This window comes from Vibrio ostreae, from assembly GCF_019226825.1.
Taxonomy (GTDB): Bacteria; Pseudomonadota; Gammaproteobacteria; order Enterobacterales; family Vibrionaceae; genus Vibrio; species Vibrio ostreae.
Window position 1 is genome coordinate 2,013,104 of sequence record NZ_CP076643.1, and the last position, 20,190, is coordinate 2,033,293.

At 49.0% G+C, this 20,190-nt stretch carries 15 protein-coding genes, 1 pseudogene and 1 riboswitch; of the genes and pseudogenes, 12 read left to right on the plus strand and 4 right to left on the minus strand.

The window, feature by feature from the left end:
- Nucleotides 1-180: 180 nt before the first annotated feature.
- Nucleotides 181-3,663, minus strand: coding sequence for an exodeoxyribonuclease V subunit gamma (gene recC, locus KNV97_RS15310; protein ID WP_218562266.1), 3,483 nt, complete (start codon nucleotides 3,661-3,663; stop codon nucleotides 181-183).
- A gap of 166 nt (nucleotides 3,664-3,829) precedes the next feature.
- Between recC and KNV97_RS15315 the strand changes: the two genes are divergently transcribed.
- The 4 genes from KNV97_RS15315 (at nucleotide 3,830) to KNV97_RS15330 (ending at nucleotide 7,902) form a co-directional block, all read left to right on the plus strand.
- Entirely contained in the window at nucleotides 3,830-4,720 is an 891-nt protein-coding gene (locus tag KNV97_RS15315) for a LysR family transcriptional regulator (protein WP_136483433.1), read from the plus strand.
- Between the two features lie 119 nt (nucleotides 4,721-4,839).
- Nucleotides 4,840-5,130 carry a YebG family protein gene (locus KNV97_RS15320; RefSeq protein ID WP_136483432.1) on the plus strand — a complete coding sequence of 97 codons (291 nt, stop codon included), beginning with the start codon at nucleotides 4,840-4,842 and terminating at the stop codon, nucleotides 5,128-5,130.
- A 326-nt stretch (nucleotides 5,131-5,456) separates the two neighbouring features.
- Nucleotides 5,457-6,488 (plus strand): 2,3,4,5-tetrahydropyridine-2,6-dicarboxylate N-succinyltransferase, encoded by a 1,032-nt coding sequence (gene dapD, locus KNV97_RS15325; RefSeq protein WP_136483431.1) that lies wholly within the window; start codon nucleotides 5,457-5,459, stop codon nucleotides 6,486-6,488.
- Between the two features lie 173 nt (nucleotides 6,489-6,661).
- Nucleotides 6,662-6,761: riboswitch (purine riboswitch) on the plus strand.
- A gap of 130 nt (nucleotides 6,762-6,891) precedes the next feature.
- A complete protein-coding gene (locus tag KNV97_RS15330; protein ID WP_136483430.1) occupies nucleotides 6,892-7,902 on the plus strand; it encodes an adenosine deaminase in 1,011 nt (336 codons plus the stop codon).
- 101 nt (nucleotides 7,903-8,003) lie between these two features.
- Here the strand turns inward: KNV97_RS15330 and KNV97_RS15335 are convergent, their stop codons facing one another.
- Together KNV97_RS15335 and KNV97_RS15340 are read right to left on the minus strand one after the other, a co-directional pair.
- A complete protein-coding gene (locus tag KNV97_RS15335; protein ID WP_136483429.1) occupies nucleotides 8,004-9,188 on the minus strand; it encodes an NnrS family protein in 1,185 nt (394 codons plus the stop codon).
- Between the two features lie 195 nt (nucleotides 9,189-9,383).
- Nucleotides 9,384-10,478: a GNAT family N-acetyltransferase/peptidase C39 family protein gene (locus KNV97_RS15340; RefSeq protein ID WP_136483428.1), complete on the minus strand. Its 1,095-nt coding sequence runs from the start codon at nucleotides 10,476-10,478 to the stop codon at nucleotides 9,384-9,386.
- Nucleotides 10,479-10,563: 85 nt separating this feature from the next.
- Here KNV97_RS15340 and KNV97_RS15345 point away from each other — a divergent pair, with 85 nt between their 5' ends.
- The 3 genes and pseudogenes from KNV97_RS15345 to KNV97_RS15355 all read left to right on the plus strand — a co-directional run bounded on the left by KNV97_RS15345 (nucleotide 10,564) and on the right by KNV97_RS15355 (nucleotide 13,631).
- Nucleotides 10,564-12,015, plus strand: a complete 1,452-nt coding sequence (locus KNV97_RS15345; protein WP_136483427.1) for a RimK family protein — start codon at nucleotides 10,564-10,566, stop codon at nucleotides 12,013-12,015.
- Between the two features lie 51 nt (nucleotides 12,016-12,066).
- Nucleotides 12,067-13,004 (plus strand): annotated as a pseudogene (locus KNV97_RS15350) (zinc transporter ZntB).
- A gap of 75 nt (nucleotides 13,005-13,079) precedes the next feature.
- Nucleotides 13,080-13,631 (plus strand): gamma-glutamylcyclotransferase family protein, encoded by a 552-nt coding sequence (locus KNV97_RS15355; protein WP_136483425.1) that lies wholly within the window; start codon nucleotides 13,080-13,082, stop codon nucleotides 13,629-13,631.
- A 156-nt stretch (nucleotides 13,632-13,787) separates the two neighbouring features.
- Here KNV97_RS15355 and galM read toward each other — a convergent pair whose 3' ends face one another.
- Nucleotides 13,788-14,822: a galactose-1-epimerase gene (gene galM / locus KNV97_RS15360; RefSeq protein WP_206208378.1), complete on the minus strand. Its 1,035-nt coding sequence runs from the start codon at nucleotides 14,820-14,822 to the stop codon at nucleotides 13,788-13,790.
- A 365-nt stretch (nucleotides 14,823-15,187) separates the two neighbouring features.
- Here galM and KNV97_RS15365 point away from each other — a divergent pair, with 365 nt between their 5' ends.
- From KNV97_RS15365 to chrA, 5 genes are all read left to right on the plus strand, one after another.
- A complete protein-coding gene (locus KNV97_RS15365) occupies nucleotides 15,188-16,303 on the plus strand; it encodes a hypothetical protein (RefSeq protein WP_218562267.1) in 1,116 nt (371 codons plus the stop codon).
- A gap of 10 nt (nucleotides 16,304-16,313) precedes the next feature.
- A complete protein-coding gene (locus KNV97_RS15370) occupies nucleotides 16,314-16,910 on the plus strand; it encodes a hypothetical protein (RefSeq protein ID WP_218562268.1) in 597 nt (198 codons plus the stop codon).
- 14 nt (nucleotides 16,911-16,924) lie between these two features.
- The gene (locus tag KNV97_RS15375; RefSeq protein ID WP_136483422.1) at nucleotides 16,925-17,857 is read left to right on the plus strand and encodes a glycosyltransferase family 2 protein; all 933 of its coding nucleotides are present in this window, start codon (nucleotides 16,925-16,927) and stop codon (nucleotides 17,855-17,857) included.
- Complete coding sequence (locus KNV97_RS15380; protein ID WP_136483421.1) at nucleotides 17,847-18,548, plus strand: class I SAM-dependent methyltransferase; 702 nt, start codon at nucleotides 17,847-17,849, stop codon at nucleotides 18,546-18,548. The genes KNV97_RS15375 and KNV97_RS15380 overlap by 11 nt, the downstream gene beginning before the upstream one ends.
- Before the next feature lie 472 nt (nucleotides 18,549-19,020).
- Nucleotides 19,021-20,181 (plus strand): chromate efflux transporter, encoded by a 1,161-nt coding sequence (chrA, locus tag KNV97_RS15385; protein WP_218562269.1) that lies wholly within the window; start codon nucleotides 19,021-19,023, stop codon nucleotides 20,179-20,181.
- Nucleotides 20,182-20,190 lie beyond the last annotated feature (9 nt).

The window sequence follows — 20,190 nt, forward strand, 5'->3', positions numbered from 1 at the left end:
TGATGCAAGCCCGCCAAACACCATCCGGTGAGCTCGCACTCCACCGCATTCTGTTTCAAACGACTACTGTTTCAAACGACTACTGCTTTAAACAAACGAATAATGGTCCCTCTGACCTGTGGCCGTACAGCGAACGCCCTACACTATAATGATTTTCTGGCGGCCACCCACTCTTGCCCATTACTCTCTCTCCGCACTGTCTGTCAGTTGCAGCCTTGGCGCCTGAAACACCAGGCTTGCCAGCATACGTACCTGCTGCGCCAGTTCCTCATTCCATTGCGGCCATAAGCGCGCAATGTAAGCATCGTTACCTTCACCATGACTCATAAAGCCGTCATTAAAGGTATCTGCCATCTTCTTCAGTGCTTTCTCTTCGTCATCCACCCACTTGCCGCGGCTGAAGCCGGCTTCAATACCCGCCTGCACCGTTTTAGGGAAATAAGGCAGCGGCTCGGTCATACCCTGATAGAACAAGCGCACCAATTCATTAAGCTGCGCCGTCGCAAGGCTCTGACTCTGCTCAGCCGATTCACCGAGCGGCGGCAGCACCTGGTGCACCACGCCCTCTTTACGGTCATAACCGATCAAATGGGTGGTCACCCTGTGCCCCATGGAGGCAGCGGCCAGATGATCAATCCAGGCAGCGAGAATGTCCTGCGAGCGAATCGAGCCGCTGCGATAACGCACCAGCCCCGACTGAAAACAGCGGGTCAGCCAGCCGGTTAACTGCACCGGGCGCGATTCGCCCAGTCCATCCAGCGTGAGGTTGACCTCGCGGTCATCAAGCGGCGCCTGACACAGGTCATGGATTTTTTCCACCAGCTCTTCCGCCTGAACCCGGTTGGTTTCAAATTCCAGCTCACCAAAGGCGCCGACCGGCAGTTTACCCTGGGCGCGCTGCTGCTGATTAAACTCAGCCAGCACTGCCTGACGTTTCTCTTCATCCGCCGCACCGAGCAGGTTTTCCAGCAGCGCATCTCGCAGCTGATAGCTGGCCAGCCCGCCGAGGGCAAACGGCTCATCATCTTCCATCACCGGCAGCGGCGGCTCAAACACCACTTTAAGACGGCGGTTGAAAAAATAGCGCACCGGCAAACGCCAGAAACGCTGCAGCTCAACCAGATCCAGCTCGAGCGGATAAACCACATCGAGCAGGTAATCCTCCAGCGCACGCTGAAACTGACCGCCCGGCAGGCCCTGGCGCAGTGCAGCCGGTAACCATTCACGGGCGTAGCTGCCGACATCAGACAAAAACGCCTGCGGGCTGAATGGCACCATGGCATGGCTGAAATGGATTTGATCCACCAGACGCTGGCCCGATTCGTCACACGGCAATGCGCTGTCAGTCGCCAGGCAGTAATTCTGCTGACAATACTCCAGCAGCTCACTGACCAGTACTGACGGCACGCGCACGGTATTATCCTGGATCGAACGGCCGACGTAACTGATGTACAAGGTCTGCTGGGCCGACAACATCGCCTCCAGGAACAGGTAACGGTCATCATCACGCCGTGAGCGATCGCCGGGACGGGTACGGCCATTCATCAAATCGAAACCTTCCGGCGGCATCGAACGCGGGTAGACGCCGTCATTCATGCCGAGCAGACACACCACGCCAAACGGAATCGAACGCATCGGCATCAGGGTACAGAAATTGACCTGGCCGGCCAAAAAGCGCTGACTGACCCGGGTGCCGGACAGTTTATCGTGCAGGTACTGGCTGATGACAGCCGGCGCGATATCCTGCTGGTAACCGGCATCACTGAGCTGCTCTTTCAGCGCCGCCAAGGTATCGCGAATCGATTTAAGCGCCATCTCCCCTTCCAGCTCGACACTGAAACAATCATCCAGTAGCGCGGAGAGCCGTTCACGCCAGGCATCGATCGACTGGGTCTTGGCCAACTCGCTGCGGTAATGGCTGATGGTGTCGATAAAGTGCGCCAGCTTACCGGCCAGCTCGGCACTCATGCCCTGCACTTCATTGTAAGGAGCCAGCATCTGCGCACCATTATCAAACAGACCGGCCGAGGCCGGCATCGCATAGCCCAGCAACATACGGGCAATACCGAACTGCCAGGTATTCTGGCCGGTGGGCGGCAGCTCAAACTCACTCGCGGTGCTGTCATTCAGCCCCCAGCGGATACCGGACTCTTCCACCCAGCGCTTGGCAATCTCGAATTCACTGGTATCGAGGGCAAAACGCGCCATCATGGCCGGTGTTTCGAGCAGCTCCAGCAGCTCAGAAGCGAGACAGCGCGACTGAGGCAGATTGACCAGTTGCATGAAGGCGTTGAGGATCGGGCTTTCCTGATCGGCGGTACGATCCGAAATGGAATACGGGATAAAACGCTCGCCCGGCGCGTTACCGAACACCGCCTGAATGTAAGGACTGTAAGCGTTGATATCTGCCACCATTACAATCACGTCGCGTGGTTTGAGGTCCGGATCGCGGTCAAACATCGCCAGCAGCTCGTCGTGCAGCACTTCCACTTCCCGCATCGGACTGTGGCAGGCGTGCAGAGTCAGCGAGCGATCGCCGCTTGCCACCTGCGCTTTATGCGCGCTGCTTTCCAGCAAACGGTCATCCTGATGCTCTGCGAGATGGAGAATATCGGCCTGCAGCTGATGGAGCAGGCTATCGCGCTCAACCTCAATAAACAGTTCGTGCTCTTCATTCTCGCTCTGTGCCAGCAGATAAAGGTTATCGCGCCCGAGTTTACCGAGCGACGCGAGCAGGCTGTTACCCACCGCCTGCGCGGTGTGCAGTTCATCCTCCTGCGGATAGTCATCCAGGCTGCCTTTGAGCGGTGAGACCTCCGCACTGACTTCGACCCGGTCACCATCAAGCGCCAGCTGCTTGCGACGCTGGTTTTCGACCCGGGCGAGATATTTACGATCGCGAATGTCACCCCAGTAGTGCTGGCAAGGGTTGGTAAACATCAGATGGACATCGATGTGCTCCCCGAGTGCTTTCAGTGCGTCCATATAGCGCGGCGGCAACGCCGAAATACCAAAGATAAACAGCCGCTTAGGCAGTTTATTCAGCCACTCCTGACTGAGGCCAGGCGCGGCCAGCGCATCAATAAAACTCTGATACAGATTGGCACGGTGATAATGCGACTGGCCCTGCTCCAGGGTGTAATCGTAGAGCGCTTTCCACAGCAGCGGCTGCCACGGGTGTTCACCGTCGATTTCGGCCACATCCAGCCCCGCTTCCCAGCTGGCAATCCAGTCGGGACGGTACACTAGGTAGCCATCGAAGATATCGGCGATTTTTTCCGCCAGCTGATACAGCTTGGACTGATCGCTGTCATCCTGCAGATAGCGGCGCAGCGGCACGAATTCGTCCTGGTCGAGCATGCCCGGCAACAGCTCCATCAGCTTCCAGGTCATCGCCTCTTTGTTAAAAGCACTGCGTTTGGGCACGTCCGGCAACACATGGGTAAACATCTCCCAGATGAAGGTGGCCGGCAGCGGAAAATCAATATTGGCGGCCACGCCCAGCTCCTGCGCCAAAGCCATTTTCAGCCACTGCGACATCCCCGGGCTCTGCACCAGAATCTGTTCTTTGGCAAAGGGATTGGCCAGCGGATCATTTTTAATCAGATGCACCAGCAGGATTTTCAGCGTATCAACTTTATTGGAGTGGTAAACGGTAAACACAAGGCACTCACGCAGCTCTAACCATAATAATATTCAGATTATCATAAGCATGCCCGGCTGTACGGGATAGAGTGCGCAAAGGGTTAAGCAATACGCAATTTGCCGTGCTGGTAACCGGTCAGATATACTGAACCTATTCTGATTGATGTTAAACACAACTAAACCTATGGCTGCCAATATTTCGCTCAAGCAATTGCGGGTCTTTACCACCGTCACCCAATATAAAACCCTGACTGCCGCCAGCGAGATGCTGTTCCTGTCCAAAGCTGCGGTTAGCATGGCGTTATCGGAGCTGGAAAAACAGCTCGGCCACGCGCTGTTTGACCGGGTCAATAACCGCCTGATCCTCAACCAGGAAGGGCAAAAACTGCTGCCGCTGGCCGATGAACTGCTCAGCCGCGCCAGAGATCTCGACCAACTGTTTAACGACAACCAGACCCTGTCCGGCCAGTTACGTATCGGTGCCAGTGATACGATTGGCAATCAGGTCGCGCCCTATCTGCTCAGTGCCTTCCGGGATAAATTTGACCATCATTCACAAAGCCTGTTTATTGGCAATTCGGCACTGATTTGCGAGAAACTGGTCGACTATGAGCTGGATATTGCACTGATTGAGGGGAAAACCCTGCACCCGCAACTGATGTCGACCCAGTTCAGCCAGGATGAAATGTGCATCGTCTGCGCGCCGCATCATCCGCTGGCTGCACAGGACAAAGTATTGCTGCGTGATTTCGAGCAGAGTGAGTGGGTACTGCGTGAAGCGGGCTCAGGCTCACGTGAGTTTTTCCTGCGCGCGATTGCGCCGCGTATCGAACAGTGGCATGAAGCGTTTGAACTCAATACCACCGAAGCGCTGATCAACAGCGTTTCGGCCGGACTGGGCTTTGGCTGCCTGTCGCGCCTTGCCGCCAAAAGCGCCATTAATGATGGCCGCATCAAGGTGCTCAATGTCCCGCTCGACATGAAACGCCGCTTCTGGGTCCTGGTACATAAAGAGAAATACCAGAGCCCGCTGCTGCAACGTTTCATCGAATTCTGCCATCACTGGCAAGGCTGATTCAGACTGTTCATCCGCACTTAAGCACACGCCACAGTTTTCGCACTGTGGCTGGACTTCTGATTGCAAAAACTGTATAAAAAGCCAGTAATTTATTAGCAAAATGTAGAGGATGAACCATGGCTGTCATCGTTAAGTACGTGGTGGAACGCAACGGAGAAGAGAAAATGACTTTTACCTCGAAAGCCGAAGCTGACGCATATGACAAAATGCTGGACATGGCGGACGAGCTGTTCGAACTGCTGGGTAAAAGTGAACTGGTAGAAGACGAAAGCAAACAGGAAGAGCTGGCCATGTATCTGGCCCAGAACAAAGAAGAAGTTCTGTATGCCCTGGGTGCCAAACGTAAACCGACACCAAAGAAACCTAAAGCCGTCAAAGACGATCAAGCTGTCGACGACGCCGCTTAATCCAATCCCAAACCGCTGTTGTTGTTTTCCGGCTTAAGTCGTTGCTTTTCGGCTTTAGCGGGTAAACCGGTAGCGGTTTTTTTATTTTTATCATGCAATTAACACGCAAAACCAGCATAACTACCGGCTAATTCCATCTAAAGAGATATGTCTCTCATCAGACAAAAAGTATCGTTCTACGGACGGATCCCCGCTTTGCACTTTCCTCACCGGGTGACTCTCTTTATGATGAGCTTAATCGTTTTGAGCGAATCATTTTTAAACAGACAGCAGCGCTCAACCTGCTGTAAACCGGATTACTAATTATAAAGTTTATGGAGACCAACATGGCAAACTTTGCACTTGGCTTTGGCAGCGCGACCAAAAACCGCGACGGTAAAATCATTGAAGCTTTCTTCCCTGCCCCAATTCTGAACCCAAGCGACAAGCTGATTGCCGATGTAGCAGCGGTTGCAGGCTACAGCGCAGGTAACCAGGCCATCGAAATCAGCGCAGAGCAGAGTGCCCAACTGGCACAAGCTTTCGCCGCCAACGAGCAGGCAGCAAATGCATCATTTGCAGAAAAAGCCGCCGCTTCAGCGCAGCCACTGGTACTGGTTGTACTGGCAGCAGACGAGCAACCACAGAGCGTGGCAGAAGGTTTCCTGAAACTGCAACTGATCTCAAACCGCCTGGTTCAGCCACACGGCATCATCCTGGATGGTATCTTCGGTCTGCTGCACAACATCGCATGGACGAACGAAGGTCCTATCGACCTGCCTGAACTGGCTGATCGTCAAATCGAAGCGCGCCTGGCTGGGCGTGCTCTGAGCGTCGATTGTGTAGACAAATTCCCTAAAATGGTGGATTACGTGGTGCCAACTGGTATCCGTATCGCTGACACGTCTCGTGTCCGTCTTGGCGCGCACGTCGGCGAAGGCACCACAGTGATGCACGAAGGCTTCATCAACTTCAACGCTGGCACCACCGGTGTGAGCATGGTTGAAGGCCGTATCTCTGCTGGCGTACTGGTCGGTAACGGCTCGGATATCGGCGGCGGCGCGTCTATCATGGGTACCCTGTCTGGCGGCGGTAAAGTGGTGGTTTCTATCGGTGAAAACTCGCTGCTGGGCGCCAACTCTGGTCTGGGCTTCCCGCTGGGTGACCGTTGTACGGTTGAATCGGGTCTGTATGTAACGGCAGGCACGAAAGTGCGCATGCTGGATAACCAGGGCAACGAAGTTGAAATCGTCAAAGCACGTGATCTGGCTGGCGTTTCTGACCTGCTGTTCCGTCGCAACTCTCAAACCGGTCAGGTTGAGTGTCTGGCGAACAAATCTGCGGTTGAGCTGAACAGCGAGCTGCACAGCAACAACTAAGGATCACTCCTTGATGATTAATAAGGCTGGCCATAGGGCCGGCCTTTTGTTTGTCCGCTCTTGCGGCTTACGTTGTTCTGCCCTTCCTTTGGTTTACCCTTCATTTACGCAGCTTGCTGAAAATTGGCGTTTTTCTCTCAATCGGTTATCATTAACCATGTTCCGATATAAAGTGGAACACACAACTGTTGCTTCGTATAACCCCACTGATAAGGTGTGGGGGTCTCTACCAGAATCCGTAAAATTCTGATTACGAAGAGTTAAGCGCATGATCGCTTTTCTCTTTGTATGGCCCGACACCACTGCCCAAGGCGAAAAGCGATTAATCTCTGTTCACTCATGCTGACCATACAGTCCGGTATTGGCGGCAGAACAGGCCAACTTTTTGATTAAGAGCCGATATATGAAAGAATTTATTCAGCAACTGCCAAAAGTAGAGCTTCACCTCCACATCGAAGGTTCACTGGAACCTGAACTGATGTTCAAACTCGCTCAGCGTAACCACATCGACATCCCGTTTGCTTCCCCCGAAGAAGTGCGCGCCGCCTATCAGTTTTCTAACCTGCAGTCTTTTCTCGATATCTATTATCAGGGCGCCAATGTGCTGATCCATGAGCAGGACTTTTTCGATCTGACCTGGGAATACCTGCTGCGTTGTCAGCAGGATAACGTGATGCACACCGAGATCTTTTTCGATCCCCAGACGCACACCGCGCGCGGCATTGCGTTTGAAACCGTACTGAACGGCATCGTCGCCGCTCTCAATAAAGCAGAGCAGGAGCTCGGCATTACCAGCCAGATCATCATGTGTTTCCTGCGTCACCTGAGTGAAGACGAAGCGCTACAGACCCTGGAACTGGCCCTGCCGTATAAAGATAAAATTGTCGGTGTTGGTCTGGATTCCTCCGAACAAGGTCACCCGCCGGAGAAATTCAGCCGCGTGTTTGCCAAAGCGCGTGCGGCCGGCTTTATTGCCGTCGCCCACGCCGGCGAGGAGGGCCCAGCGCTCAATATCCGCAACGCGATTGATCTGCTCGGTGTACAACGGGTTGATCACGGCGTGCGCTGCGTTGAAGATGCCGCCCTGGTGGAAGAGCTGAAACAGACCCGCATGCCGCTGACCGTATGTCCGCTCTCCAATCTGAAACTGAAAGTATTCCAGCACATGACTGAGCACAACATCGTCGAACTGCTGCGCCAGGGGCTGTGCGTCACCATTAACTCAGACGACCCGGCCTACTTTGGCGGCTACATGACCGACAACTTCCTGGCGGTCTCTGATGCGCACAGCATGACCCATCAGGAGCTGGCCCAGTTCACCCGCAATGCGATTGAAGCCAGCTTTATCTCTGCAACAGAAAAAGCGCGCATGAACGCGCAGGTCGATAGCGTAGTGGCGCGCTTTAGCGCCTGAGTCATACTCCGGGCTATATTCTGAGTTATGACCTCCCGCATTATAAAGCTGCGCATTTCGCGCAGCTTTGTCTTTACCTCAAGCACCCAACTGTGCACGCTTTACCCCGGATGACCATCAGCGCGCGACATGAGCAGCATAGGCGCAAAACGCAGCATAAACAGCCCGAACGCCGCAATCCACAGCAAGGCACTGAGGTTCACCCACCACAACACATACGCCGGCAGCAGCGCAACGCCTAAGCTACGCAGCACAGCGGCCAGCAGCAGCGCGCCAAACGCCAGGCTCATATCCGGCCCCTGATAAATGGCCCGTCCGGTATGGCCCATCGACACCCGGGCAACCATAGCCAGAATCAAGCCGGCCAGCGCACCGATAGCCAGCAAATGCAGCATATTATGAGCAAACCAAGGCTGGTCAATTGCGCCGCGTAACAGCAGACTAAGCGGTATACACAGATAAGCCGCATGCAGCGACCACACCAACGGCTCACTTAGCGTGCGCCAGGGCTGCCAACGCCACCAGCGCAGTAACTGAGCCGCGCCGGCTACAAGCATCAGCGGACGCGCAACACTCTCAGCCGTTAACGGAAAAAAGCTCAAAATAAACAGCGCCAGCAACGGCGCGTTGGCGAACCATTCCAGCCACACGAGGGACGGTTTGCTTTCGAACTGAAAGCGGCGCGCAGTAAAAAACGGGATCACCCGCCCGCCCATCACTGCCAGCAGCAAGGTAAACCACCATAACATCGCCTGCCACACTGCCGCAGCAGCAAACGGCGCCACACCTTTTATCGTGGCATAACTGGCAAAGTTAGCGCCGATCGCAACGGCCAGTAACGGGATAAAAAACAGATTGCGCCAGCCGCGGGCACGCACCAGGCGAATCCCGACCTCATAGGCAGTCAAAGCCAGAAACAGCGCTTCAATACTGGCCGCAAGCCACAGCGGCAGCGGCGTCCAGAGCAGAAGACGCACCAACAGCCACAGCCCGACAATCAGCGCCAGGCGCCAACCTTTCGTGGCGGGAATCGAGGTCCAGTTCTGCACTGCAGTGAGCAGAAAGCCGGCCACGATCGCCATCGCAAAGCCAAACAGCATTTCATGCACATGCCACCATAGAGCCGGCACCACCAGCCATTGCGGCTGACCATGTTGAAACATGACAACCCAGGCTCCGACCGCAATCAAAGCATAGGCACACCCCAGCAAAAACAATGGCCGAAAACCCGAGCGTAAAATCGCCGGGATTCGCTCCTCGGCCTGTCTGTCGACAATATTCAGCATAGTGGCTCCTTCGCCTGCAATTCATTAGCTTCCGCTGCAATGAATTGCACGATTTGAGCCAAGATATTAATGATTAATAATCAATAAATTAAAAAATATCAGGTCAAATTAACCCAATAAAAAAGGAGTCATAATGACTCCTTTCGTTGTTTTTAACCTAGTTAACCACCCAAGGGTTAACTTATCAGAGGTTAATCAGGATTCGCGCCGACTGATCACCACACAAGCAATCTGTTTTTGCTTGCCGAACCCGAGGATCTGTGACAAGGCTTTTTTACCAACCGGCACATAGCCGGACGCCACTGCATGATCTTCCGACTCGGCATGCGGATCGTGGAAAAAGAAAAACTTCTCACTCATCCCGCTCAACACGATCCAGTGCGGCTCTTTCTTGCCGTCAAAACGATAGGTACTGATCAGCAGCAACACACAAGCGCCCTGATTTACCCACTCCTCAAGCTGAGCCTGGGTTGGCGGTGCGTCAATGGTTTCAACATCTTCTTCCAGCAACTGGCGGCAAAAATCCTGATGAACCAGCTCAATCACTTCTTTTTTATTCGCATCACGCACACTGTCGATAAACGGTGTGCTGCGTGACTGACTCCATAACTCAACGTGAAAGCCGCGCCGCGCCGCCGCCAGAGCCAGCCCTTGTCCGCTGCAGCCGCCGTGCCCGGCCGCCATGAAAATCGTGGTCGCCTCACGCCACAACTGCATCTCTTTCACCCGGCTTGGTTCAAAGCTGTCATCCAGGCAGGAGAAACTCATTAACAGACAAGCCGCGCCGCAGGTAAAAGGGGTGGTCTGAACGTATAACGGCATCGGTAGCAGAACTTTCGGGCCATGGGGCGTCAAACGCTTTTGCATGCGACGTCCATCACATAAATCGTCATAGTAATGGATCAATAGCTTCAAAGTTTTATAGCTCATTTTTTCATATAATTTAATGGCTGCTATATTGTCTTCACGAACTTCTAGCCGTAATGTAGTAGAGCCTTGATCAAGAGCGGCACGCTCGCATTGCTCAACTAAAGTCTGAGCAATCCTCCGTCCTCTGAAATCAGGTTTAACGGCAATCGAATACAACCTTGATAGCTGTGTACCTTGATGAAACAACAACAATGCATATCCAGCCAGTTCCTCACCGGCATCAGCCACCAACAAGATCGCCTGGTCGGAGTGTAAAAAGCGCTTCATTTGACGCGGAGAAATTTTATCGCCTTCAAACAGCTGTTGTTCTAATGCATTGAGCGCAGAGAGATCAGAGTCTTTCGCATGACGAAAGTCCATACGATGTCCTTACTGGGTTGACAGGATAGTAGTTGGCAAGATTGCGATATAATCATACACCTATTGCTATAGGAAAAAACGAAAGATGGCAAACCTTTTAATCGTGACCGATCAGGCCAGTGACTGGCAACAGTACTTCCCTTCCGAACAAGTGATCAGTGTCGATCAATACCTGGATGCGGACTGGAAAAACAACCACCGCAGCCTGCAGGTCGTCAACCTGTGTCGCGATTATGACTACATGAGCGCCGGCTATTACTGCTCGCTGATGGCGGAAGCGCGCGGTCACCGCGTGATTCCGCGCGTGATGGCGATTAATGATATTAATCAGCCATTTTTGCTCTCATCCGGACTGCTTAAACTCAATAAGCTGTGCAAAAACACCGAGACTATCGCGTGTAAGATTTATTTCGGCCGCACACCGGAGCCCGGCCTGGACAAACTGGCCCGTCACCTGTTTGAGCAGTTTATGGTCCCGGTAATAGAACTGGAAATGACCAAGGGTCAGGGCCAGTGGCAAATTAGCAAAATCGCCCCGTTCCCGTTCCAGGACCTCAATGATCCGGAGCAGGATTTCTTCATCGAATCGCTCGAGCTGTTCTCGACCAAGGTGTGGCGCAAACCCAAACAAGAGAAAAAATACCGCTACGACATCGCTATGCTGGTCGATGAAGAAGAGAAAATGCCGCCATCAGATGCCTCGGCCCTGAAACGTTTTCGCCGCGCCGCCAACCGTTTAGGCATGAACCTGGAAAACATTTCACCGGATGACTTGTCACGTCTGGGCGAATTTGACGGCCTGTTTATCCGCGCCACCACCAACATCAGTAACTACACTTATCGCTTTGCCAAAACCGCAGAAAAAATGGGCCTGGTGGTGATGGACGACTCAGAGTCGATCATGAAATGTACCAACAAGGTATTTCTGACCGAACTGCTGCAACGCAATAATGTGCCGGCACCGAAAAGCGTGATCCTGCAAAGCTTTGACCCGGACTGGCAGGCCCATCTGCAGCAGCATCTTGAGTTTCCTATGGTGCTGAAGATCCCTGACGGCGCGTTTTCACGTGGCGTGGTTAAAGTGCGTAATGAACAGGAGCTGGAGAAGGAAGCCGCGGCGCTGTTTGAAAAGAGCGCGCTGATTCTGGCACAGGCCTTTATGCCAACCGACTACGACTGGCGCATTGGCGTGATGAACCGCCAACCGATATTTGCCTGTAAGTACATGATGAGCCGTGGTCACTGGCAGATTTATCAGCACCACAACAGCGGCCGCGTTTCATCGGGTGGTTTCGAAACTCTCGATCTGAAACAAGTACCGAAAACGGTGGTCGACGTGGCGGTCAAAGCGGCTAACTTAATTGGTGGCGGTTTGTATGGTGTTGACTTAAAAGAAATTGACGGCCAAGTTTATGTTATTGAAGTCAACGATAACCCAAGTATTGATCACCACGTTGAAGACGCCTTCCTGGGCGATCTGCTCTATGACCGGGTGATGACTGAGTTTTTACGCCGCATTCAGATGCGTGGTTTCTAAGCTTGGCAGGCCGCTTGCGGCCTGCTGAACTTTCCAACGAAAAGGACCGATATGGATTTTCTCATCGATCACTGGCACTTTACTGAATCACAAGTTATTCGACCAACCCAGACACCGGACAGCATAGAAGCGGATCACTGGTATCACTGCCAGCGTGATGCGCCGGGCGTACGGGAGTGGCTGATCGACAACGCCATTCCGGCGTCTATCATTGACAGCCTGCTGGCCGAAGACACCCGCCCACTGTTTGAACAGTATGATGAGCAGAACTTTCTGCTCATTCTGCGCGGCGTAAACCTGAATGAAAATGCCGACCCGGCCGATATGCTCAGTGTGCGCATTCTGTGTTACAACGGCGCGCTGATTTCAAGCCGCAAGATCCCGTCTAAAACCATCAATGCGATTCGCACCGCGCTGAGCGAAGGGCGTGGCCCAAAAACTCTGGCCGAACTGGTGCTGGGTGTGATTGATGGCCTCAGTCGCAACATAGATAACTATCTGGATCTGGTGGAAGAAAAGATCACCGATTTTGATGACGAGCTTGAGCTGACCGAAGAACTGATGACCACGCACAAAGCACTGTTGAAAATCAAACGCTTTATTAAACCACAGCAATACGCGATTGACGATTATCAGAACTCGAGTGTACCACTGGCCGGCCATAAACAGTTGCGATTGCGCCATAGTGTCAACACCATCACCCGCATCAACGAAACGCTGGACTTTTATCTGAGTGAACTGGAAATCATCAAAGGTGAACTGCGTCAGTACCATGCGGAAAAAATGAACCAGAACACTTATCTGTTCTCTGTGATTGCGGCCATTTTCCTGCCAACCAGTTTCCTTACCGGCCTGCTCGGTGTTAACGTAGGGGGATTCCCGGTACAGAATCACCGATTGCGTTTGGCCTGTTCTGTGCCGGACTGGTACTGATCTTCGGACTGGAATTGTGGATATTGCGCCGTCTGCAGTTCTTCGGCGGCAAGTAACCAGAGCTGCGATGCGCCAGCAGATAAGCGGCGTTCGCTCAGTTAGTGTATGTCTCTAAGCAGCAGGAACAGTTTATGTACATTTTCGGCTACGGCAGCCTGATGAATTCAGCCTCACGGCAACTGACCGGTAACACCGGGCAGGCTTTACCCGCTATCGTGCACGGCTTAGTGCGCCATTGGGGCAAAATTGACGACAGCTATGTTATTTCTCCTCTGGTGGTCAATCCTGGCCAGGGAGAGGTTAATGGCGTGCTGCTTGAGATTGATGATGCCGCTTTGGTGGAATTTGATCGCCGCGAACGTGGCTATCAACGCATTGCCCTCAGCGCCGAGCAAATTGAAACTGATCACGCCTTTGATCGCACTCAGCCCATCTGGGTCTATATCAAGGATGATCATCAGCCGCCATGTGCCAACAGCCCGATTGTCCAGACTTATGTCGATACCGTGCTGGCGGGTTGCCTGGAAGTATCGGAAAACTTCGCGCGCCATTTTGTCGAACACACACTTGGCTGGCATCATCCGCTGGAAAACGATCGCCATGCACCGAAATACGGTAACCTGGCCGGCGTCAAGCAAGATCACCATCCGCTGATCGATGCCCTGCTGGCTGACGTTCGCTAAACACCCGGCACAGAATTCATCATTGACAGAAAGGCCCTCTGCTTGCAGAGGGCCTGTTATCATCTCTTTGTTCACCCCAATCACATAGATACACTATGTGATTGGGGCGAACAAATGCAGCCAACACCGCTACAACTTCAAATAGGAAGGGGATAGCTATGCCAGTTGGAACTGATACACAGTCGTGAACTTATATTCCTGCTCCGGTAACAAGATACAGCTCTGCTGAGCCCATTCTGGATGGTTGGGTGAATCCGGCAGAAACTGAGTTTCCAGCGCCACGCCCTGATAGCTCCGGTACTCACTGCCATTACGGCCCGGCGTACCTTGCAGCCAGTTGCCGCTGTATAGCTGCAGCGCCGGCTTTGCGGTAAACACCTGCATAACCACCTGTTCATCATCTGACACCAGAGTGGCGGCACACTGCCCGCCGCGACATGCATCGTTGAGCCAGTAACTGTGGTCATAGCCTTGCGACGCTTGCTGCTGCTCATCTTTAAGCAGATCCTGACCCAGGGTTTTCGCCTGCTGAAAATCAAACCCGCTGCCCTGCACCGGCGCTAATTGACCCAGCGGAATCGCGCTATCATCAATCGGCAGATACTCCGACGCCGCAATTGACAATCTATGCCCCAGCACATCGCAGCCGGACTCGGCACCCATCAGATTAAAGTAAGCATGGTTGGTGAGGTTGACCGGAGTTGGCTTATCGGTGGTCGCCTGATAGGTGATACTCACCTGGTTATCATCACCCAGCTCATAACGCACGGACGCGCTGACATGACCGGGAAATCCCTGTTCACCATCTTGCGATTCAATGGTAAAACAGGCGAAGTTGTCGCCCTGACTGTCCAGCGTCCAGCGACGATGACTCCAGCCCGGAGCGCCACCATGCAGACAGTTATCACCCTGACTGGCCACCACCTGAATCTCTTCGCCCTGATAGCAGTAGCGCGCATTAGCGATCCGGTTAGCGTAACGCCCGACCGATGCGCCCATAAACGCACCCTGCACTGCAAAGTCAGCCATGGTGTCTACACCGAGCAGCACTTCACGGCTTTCTTGCGCCAGCGGCAAGCGACAACTGAGCCAGGTCGCACCAACATCCATCAGCACAATGCTCATCCCATGACGATTGGTCAGCTCCACCAGCTGCGCCGGACGACCATCACCAAACGCCTGCTGCGTCATCGATTCAAACAACGAACTCTTCACCACATCCTCTCTTTTGGTTACGGAAGCGGCAAAACACCAAACGTGCAGGCTTCCTTTCCGGTCAATAACGCCAGTCTAGCAACTAACCCATTGAGTTGACTGTGAGTTAGCCCGCACTAGTGAAAACGTTTTCACTATCATGATACGACAAAACTATACCCAAACTAGACTTCATAGAAGCGGCACTACACATTACTGATATTCTCAATATTTAAATACAAATTGACCGCCAGGTTATCGACGTAGTCACAAAATCAATGTTTCGCTCAACATATTGTGGCAGCAGAACGACACTGTTCTAATCTTGATTAAGAAGTAGCTGATTTGGATTGGTGTCCGTATTGAACAAGATCTACGCCAAACTTACCTCTGATCCTCTATGGCAGAGCATAGCCCTCACATTATTGATTACCGTTTTTATGTTCGTGCAGAGCTGGCCACGTATCGTTACCTGGGATTTGGGTGATAATGACAACTATATGCGTCTGCATCAGATTCAGACCTTCATCGAATCCCCTTCCTGGTACCTGTATCCACTCAAAGATTTCAACCCTCAGGATGGACAAATAATTCATTGGTCAAGATTGCCGGATCTGCCTATCCTGCTCGTATACTATAGCGCTATCGCTTTCGTTGACCATGACACAGCTCTTCAGATAGCGATTTCTATCGTTCCATTAGTGTATTTGGTACTACTTGTTTTGGTTATGAATATTTTTATAAAGAAAACTTTTGGTCAGGAATACATAATACTAAGTACCATTTATACAATTTTCTCTATAGCTGCCACAAAATTTAAACCCGGATATATAGATCATCACAACATACAACTACTTCTATTTGCTTTTTTTCTATTACTTATCTACTACTTTAGAGAAAAATATAGTTTAATTTGTGGCCTATGTGTTTCAATTTCACTAGCCATTGGATTAGAGGCTTTACCTTTTTACATTCTAGTTCTTGCCATAACCGTACTAAAAGAATTAAATTCAAAAGAAAAAATAAGTTCAATTGGTAATATATCACTTTATATTTTCTTAAGTGGCGTTACGATTTTTGTGATATTCAATCCAATCAAGGATTTATTAAACCCTAAATATGATGTAATTTCTCTACAGTTATTAAGCTACTTCTTCTTTGTCGGTACAGGATTAAAAATAGCATCTAACAGTGAAAAAACCATCACTAAACTGTTGATTTTAATCATATCTTCTCTAATACCATTGCTATTGTTCCCGAAAGCGCTCATACCTCTTTATATCGGTTACCCTGATATATTAAATGAATTTTGGCTTGATCATGTTTCTGAGGCAAAATCATTCCTAAAATTCATGAATGAGACTACATTAAATTCTATATTATTTTATGGTTCTATTTTTATATCAACCGCTCTATCTCTAATTTTTTTAAAAAAAATTAACGAAAATCGACACTATCTTAATAAGCCTAGTTATTAGTATTTTCCCTGTGATGTTCTGGCAGATGAGAACTATATTTTTTTGTTCCATTCTACTTATTCCCGTAGTCACTCTAACCGGAGTTGAAATATTTCGATCAATAAAAATACCTGTATTGAGAATAATTGCACCTATAATGATAATCCCTGTAATAATGGCGATATTAATAATACCAATAGATAAACAGTTAAGTAGCACGATAGAAAAAACAAATAAACGTAATGAAGAAAAATTGTCACTTCCAAAAAAGCTAAACGAACTAAACATTACCAACAAAAACATACTAACATCTATAGATTATGGCGCAAAAATAATCTCCCTAACCAATAATAACATCTACTCCGCGCCTTATCATCGAAATATCGATGGGAACTTATTTTTAATTGAAACAATGCAGTCAGATATAAGTAAAGAAACCTATAATAAAATTAAAAAACACAAAGTGGAAATAATATTAATAGATGTCAATGATGAACAAACAAAAATAATTTCCAGAAAAAGCTCTGATTCAAGCCTAATTAATAATTTAATCAAAGGTAAAAATCCGAATTGGACTAAAAAGATTTATAGTGACGATAATGGGATCATGATATATAGTATAAACTAAATAGAGTCGGAATTATGGATAATTTAAAAATAGCAGTTCTTCTACCTTGTTACAATGAAGAGGGTGCTATCGGAAGAACAGTTAAAGACTTTAAAAAATCACTTCCATCAGCTGAAATTTATGTTTATGACAATAACTCGAGTGACAATACTATCTCTGAAGCCTTAGAGGCTGGTGCTATTGTTAGAAGAGAACCACGTCAAGGTAAAGGAGAAGTTGTAAGAAGAATGTTTTCTGATATCGAAGCTGATATTTACCTGATGTGTGATGGTGATTCAACATACGATGCAAGCATTTCCCCTTTATTAATAGATAAACTAATAGAAGAGCACTTGGATATGGTCGTCGGTATAAGATCCAGAACAAACGATGCTTATCCGTTAGGTCATATTATCGGAAACAAATCATTTTCTAGAATAGTTAATATATTTTTCAATGCCTCACTACTGGACATATTCTCTGGATATAGAGTTTTCAGTCGACGATTTGTAAAAACTATCCCTGTATTGAGTGATGGATTTCAAATTGAAACTGAACTCACCGTACATGCTTTGCACCACAAATTCCCTATACAGGAAGTTCCCACGACCTACCAAGAAAGACCAAATGGTACAAGAAGTAAATTACGAACATTCAAAGACGGATTTAAAATTCTTAACTTTGTTTTATTTTTAATCAGAGATATAAGACCACTATTTTTCTTTTCTATGCTATCTGTTCTTTTGTCCGTATTATCTCTTTTTCTAGGTATCCCAGTAGTTATTGAATTTTTGGAGTCAGGATTAGTGAATAAGGTACCAACAGCAATATTATCAAGTAGCATTGGTATCATTGCTATAATTTGTTTATTTACCGGCCTAATTTTAGACAACGTTAGACGAGGTAGAGTTGAAAGCATATTACTTTACTATAAATCCGTATTAGATAGGAGTTATTATGAGAATTGAAAACAATGAAGATAAAGACTGGATAGAATATATAAATGGTTTTAGTGATAACTATAACGACCGAGTATATTCCAATTCAACTGGACTTGTGATGAACAAAGGGCACCAATCCTGTGAAGAAAAATTCGCTCCGTCAGATCACTTTGACAATGTGTTAGAAATAGGTTCAGGTACAGGAGAGCACTTTAAATTCGTTCGACATTCTTTTAGAGAGTATACTTTTACCGATTGTGATCATAATAACTTAGAGAAAATAAATAATAATTTAAGTAATGACATAAGATTTAATAAATTAAAATTCGAAGTAATGGATGCCAGAAAGCTTGATTTTAAAGATGAGTCTTTTGATAGAATCATCGCAACTCATTTATTAGAGCATTTAACCCATCCTCATTTAGTAATCAAAGAATGGAAACGTGTTTTACGTAAAGGAGGAACTTTATCCATACTAATACCTACGGATCCCGGTGTATTATGGAAAATGGGACGATATTTTACCACCAGAAGAAATGCAATTAAAAAAGGAATAAACTATGATTATATAATGGCAAGAGAACATATTAATTCCTGTAATAACCTTATATCACTTTTAAACTATTACTTTCCAAATAGTGAATCACATTTTTGGCCATTAAAAGTGCTTCCATCTATTGACCTCAATCTATTCTACATATTCCATTCAATAAAGTGAAGATACGGTGATTTATGTTTGAATCAAGATTGAACAATAACTTTAATGAACGTAACATAGAACATAGGTTTATCCTTTGTATTTTAGTTGGATTATTTGTCAGTATTTATTTTTTATAAAAATAGTATAAACTTTATTTATGGAGAGTTATCGAAAGGGAAGATATTAGGCATAGACTTTCTCCATTTCTGGACAGCAGCGAGTTTATCAGTAGATGGACTAGTCTATGATATTTTGAGAAAACATAAAAATAGCATACATAAAATCAAAAATATAATTAACCAAATAATATTACCCCTCTTTATTATCATTCGATGACAGAAACATATTTTTATTACATAAAAATTACACTGAAACAATTTATTTTTAATTTAACTTCTATATTTATTTACAATTTATCTATTGAATAGGGTAGATTTTAAAAATATATTTATTAAATATTCCCACTTTAACTTTAGTTATAAAATCAGCCATGTTAGAAATTTTTAAAATTTTCTTTGCCTTAGGATGGGTGAGTTTCGGTGGCCCGGCAGCACATATCGGCTACTTTCGTCACACCTTTGTCGAACAACGCGCATGGCTGAGTGATGAAGAATACGCTCAGTTGGTTGCGCTCAGTCAGTTTTTACCAGGCCCGGGGTCCAGCCAGGTGGGTTTCGCGCTCGGTTACCAGCGTGGTGGCTTGGGCGGCGCATGTGCTGCGTTTATCGGCTTTACTCTGCCTTCCGTGCTTTTGATGCTGGCCGTTGCCCTGCTGAGCAGCCAGTTTCTTCAGCAGCCACTATTTCAGCATGTCGTGCATGGATTGAAACTGCTGGCGGTCATGGTGGTAGCAGATGCGACCTGGGGCATGTTCAAAAATTTTTGCCAGCAGAAGCTCACCTTGTCCCTCTGCTTACTCACCGCGATTGTTCTGCTCCTCATCCCCTCATTGAGCAGCCAAATGTTGGTGCTGATCATCGGTGCCTTAATTGGGGCCTTTTATCTGAAACATCCGACAAGCCCAGGTAAAACCAGCAGATTCTCGCTTTCGTGGCCGCCTTTAGTCGCTTTTCTTGCTCTGTTTTTTGCTTTACCTCTGCTCGCGCCACTATCATCCTATTGGCAAACAATGGATCAGTTTTATCAGGCCGGCAGTCTGGTGTTTGGCGGCGGCCATGTCGTGCTGCCTCTGCTGCAAAACGCTCTGGCAGATAACCTCTCTACCGACACCTTTCTGACCGGCTACGCTGCCGCGCAGGCCGTTCCGGGCCCCATGTTTACCTTAGCAACCTTCCTGGGTTTTGTTCTCCATCCTGAAACCCCTGTGGTCGGTGCTCTGCTGGCCACTGTGGCGATTTTCCTGCCGGGTTTCCTGCTGCTGTTGGCAGTGATTAAGAACTGGCAAGCATTGTCGAACGTTCCTGCCATCGCCGGGGCGTTGCAAGGGGTTAATGCCTGTGTGGTGGGTCTGCTGCTGGCGGCGCTTTATCAGCCGGTATTTACCAGCGCTGTCGCAGATGCTTATGATCTTGCCTTTCTGCTGATCGGTTTTATCCTGTTAAAAGTCGCTCGCGCCCCTATCCTGGTACTCGTGCTGTACTTTGCCGTTGCAGGCATTCTGCTGGGATTCATTTATCCCCTTCCTACTTGAAGCTGCAGC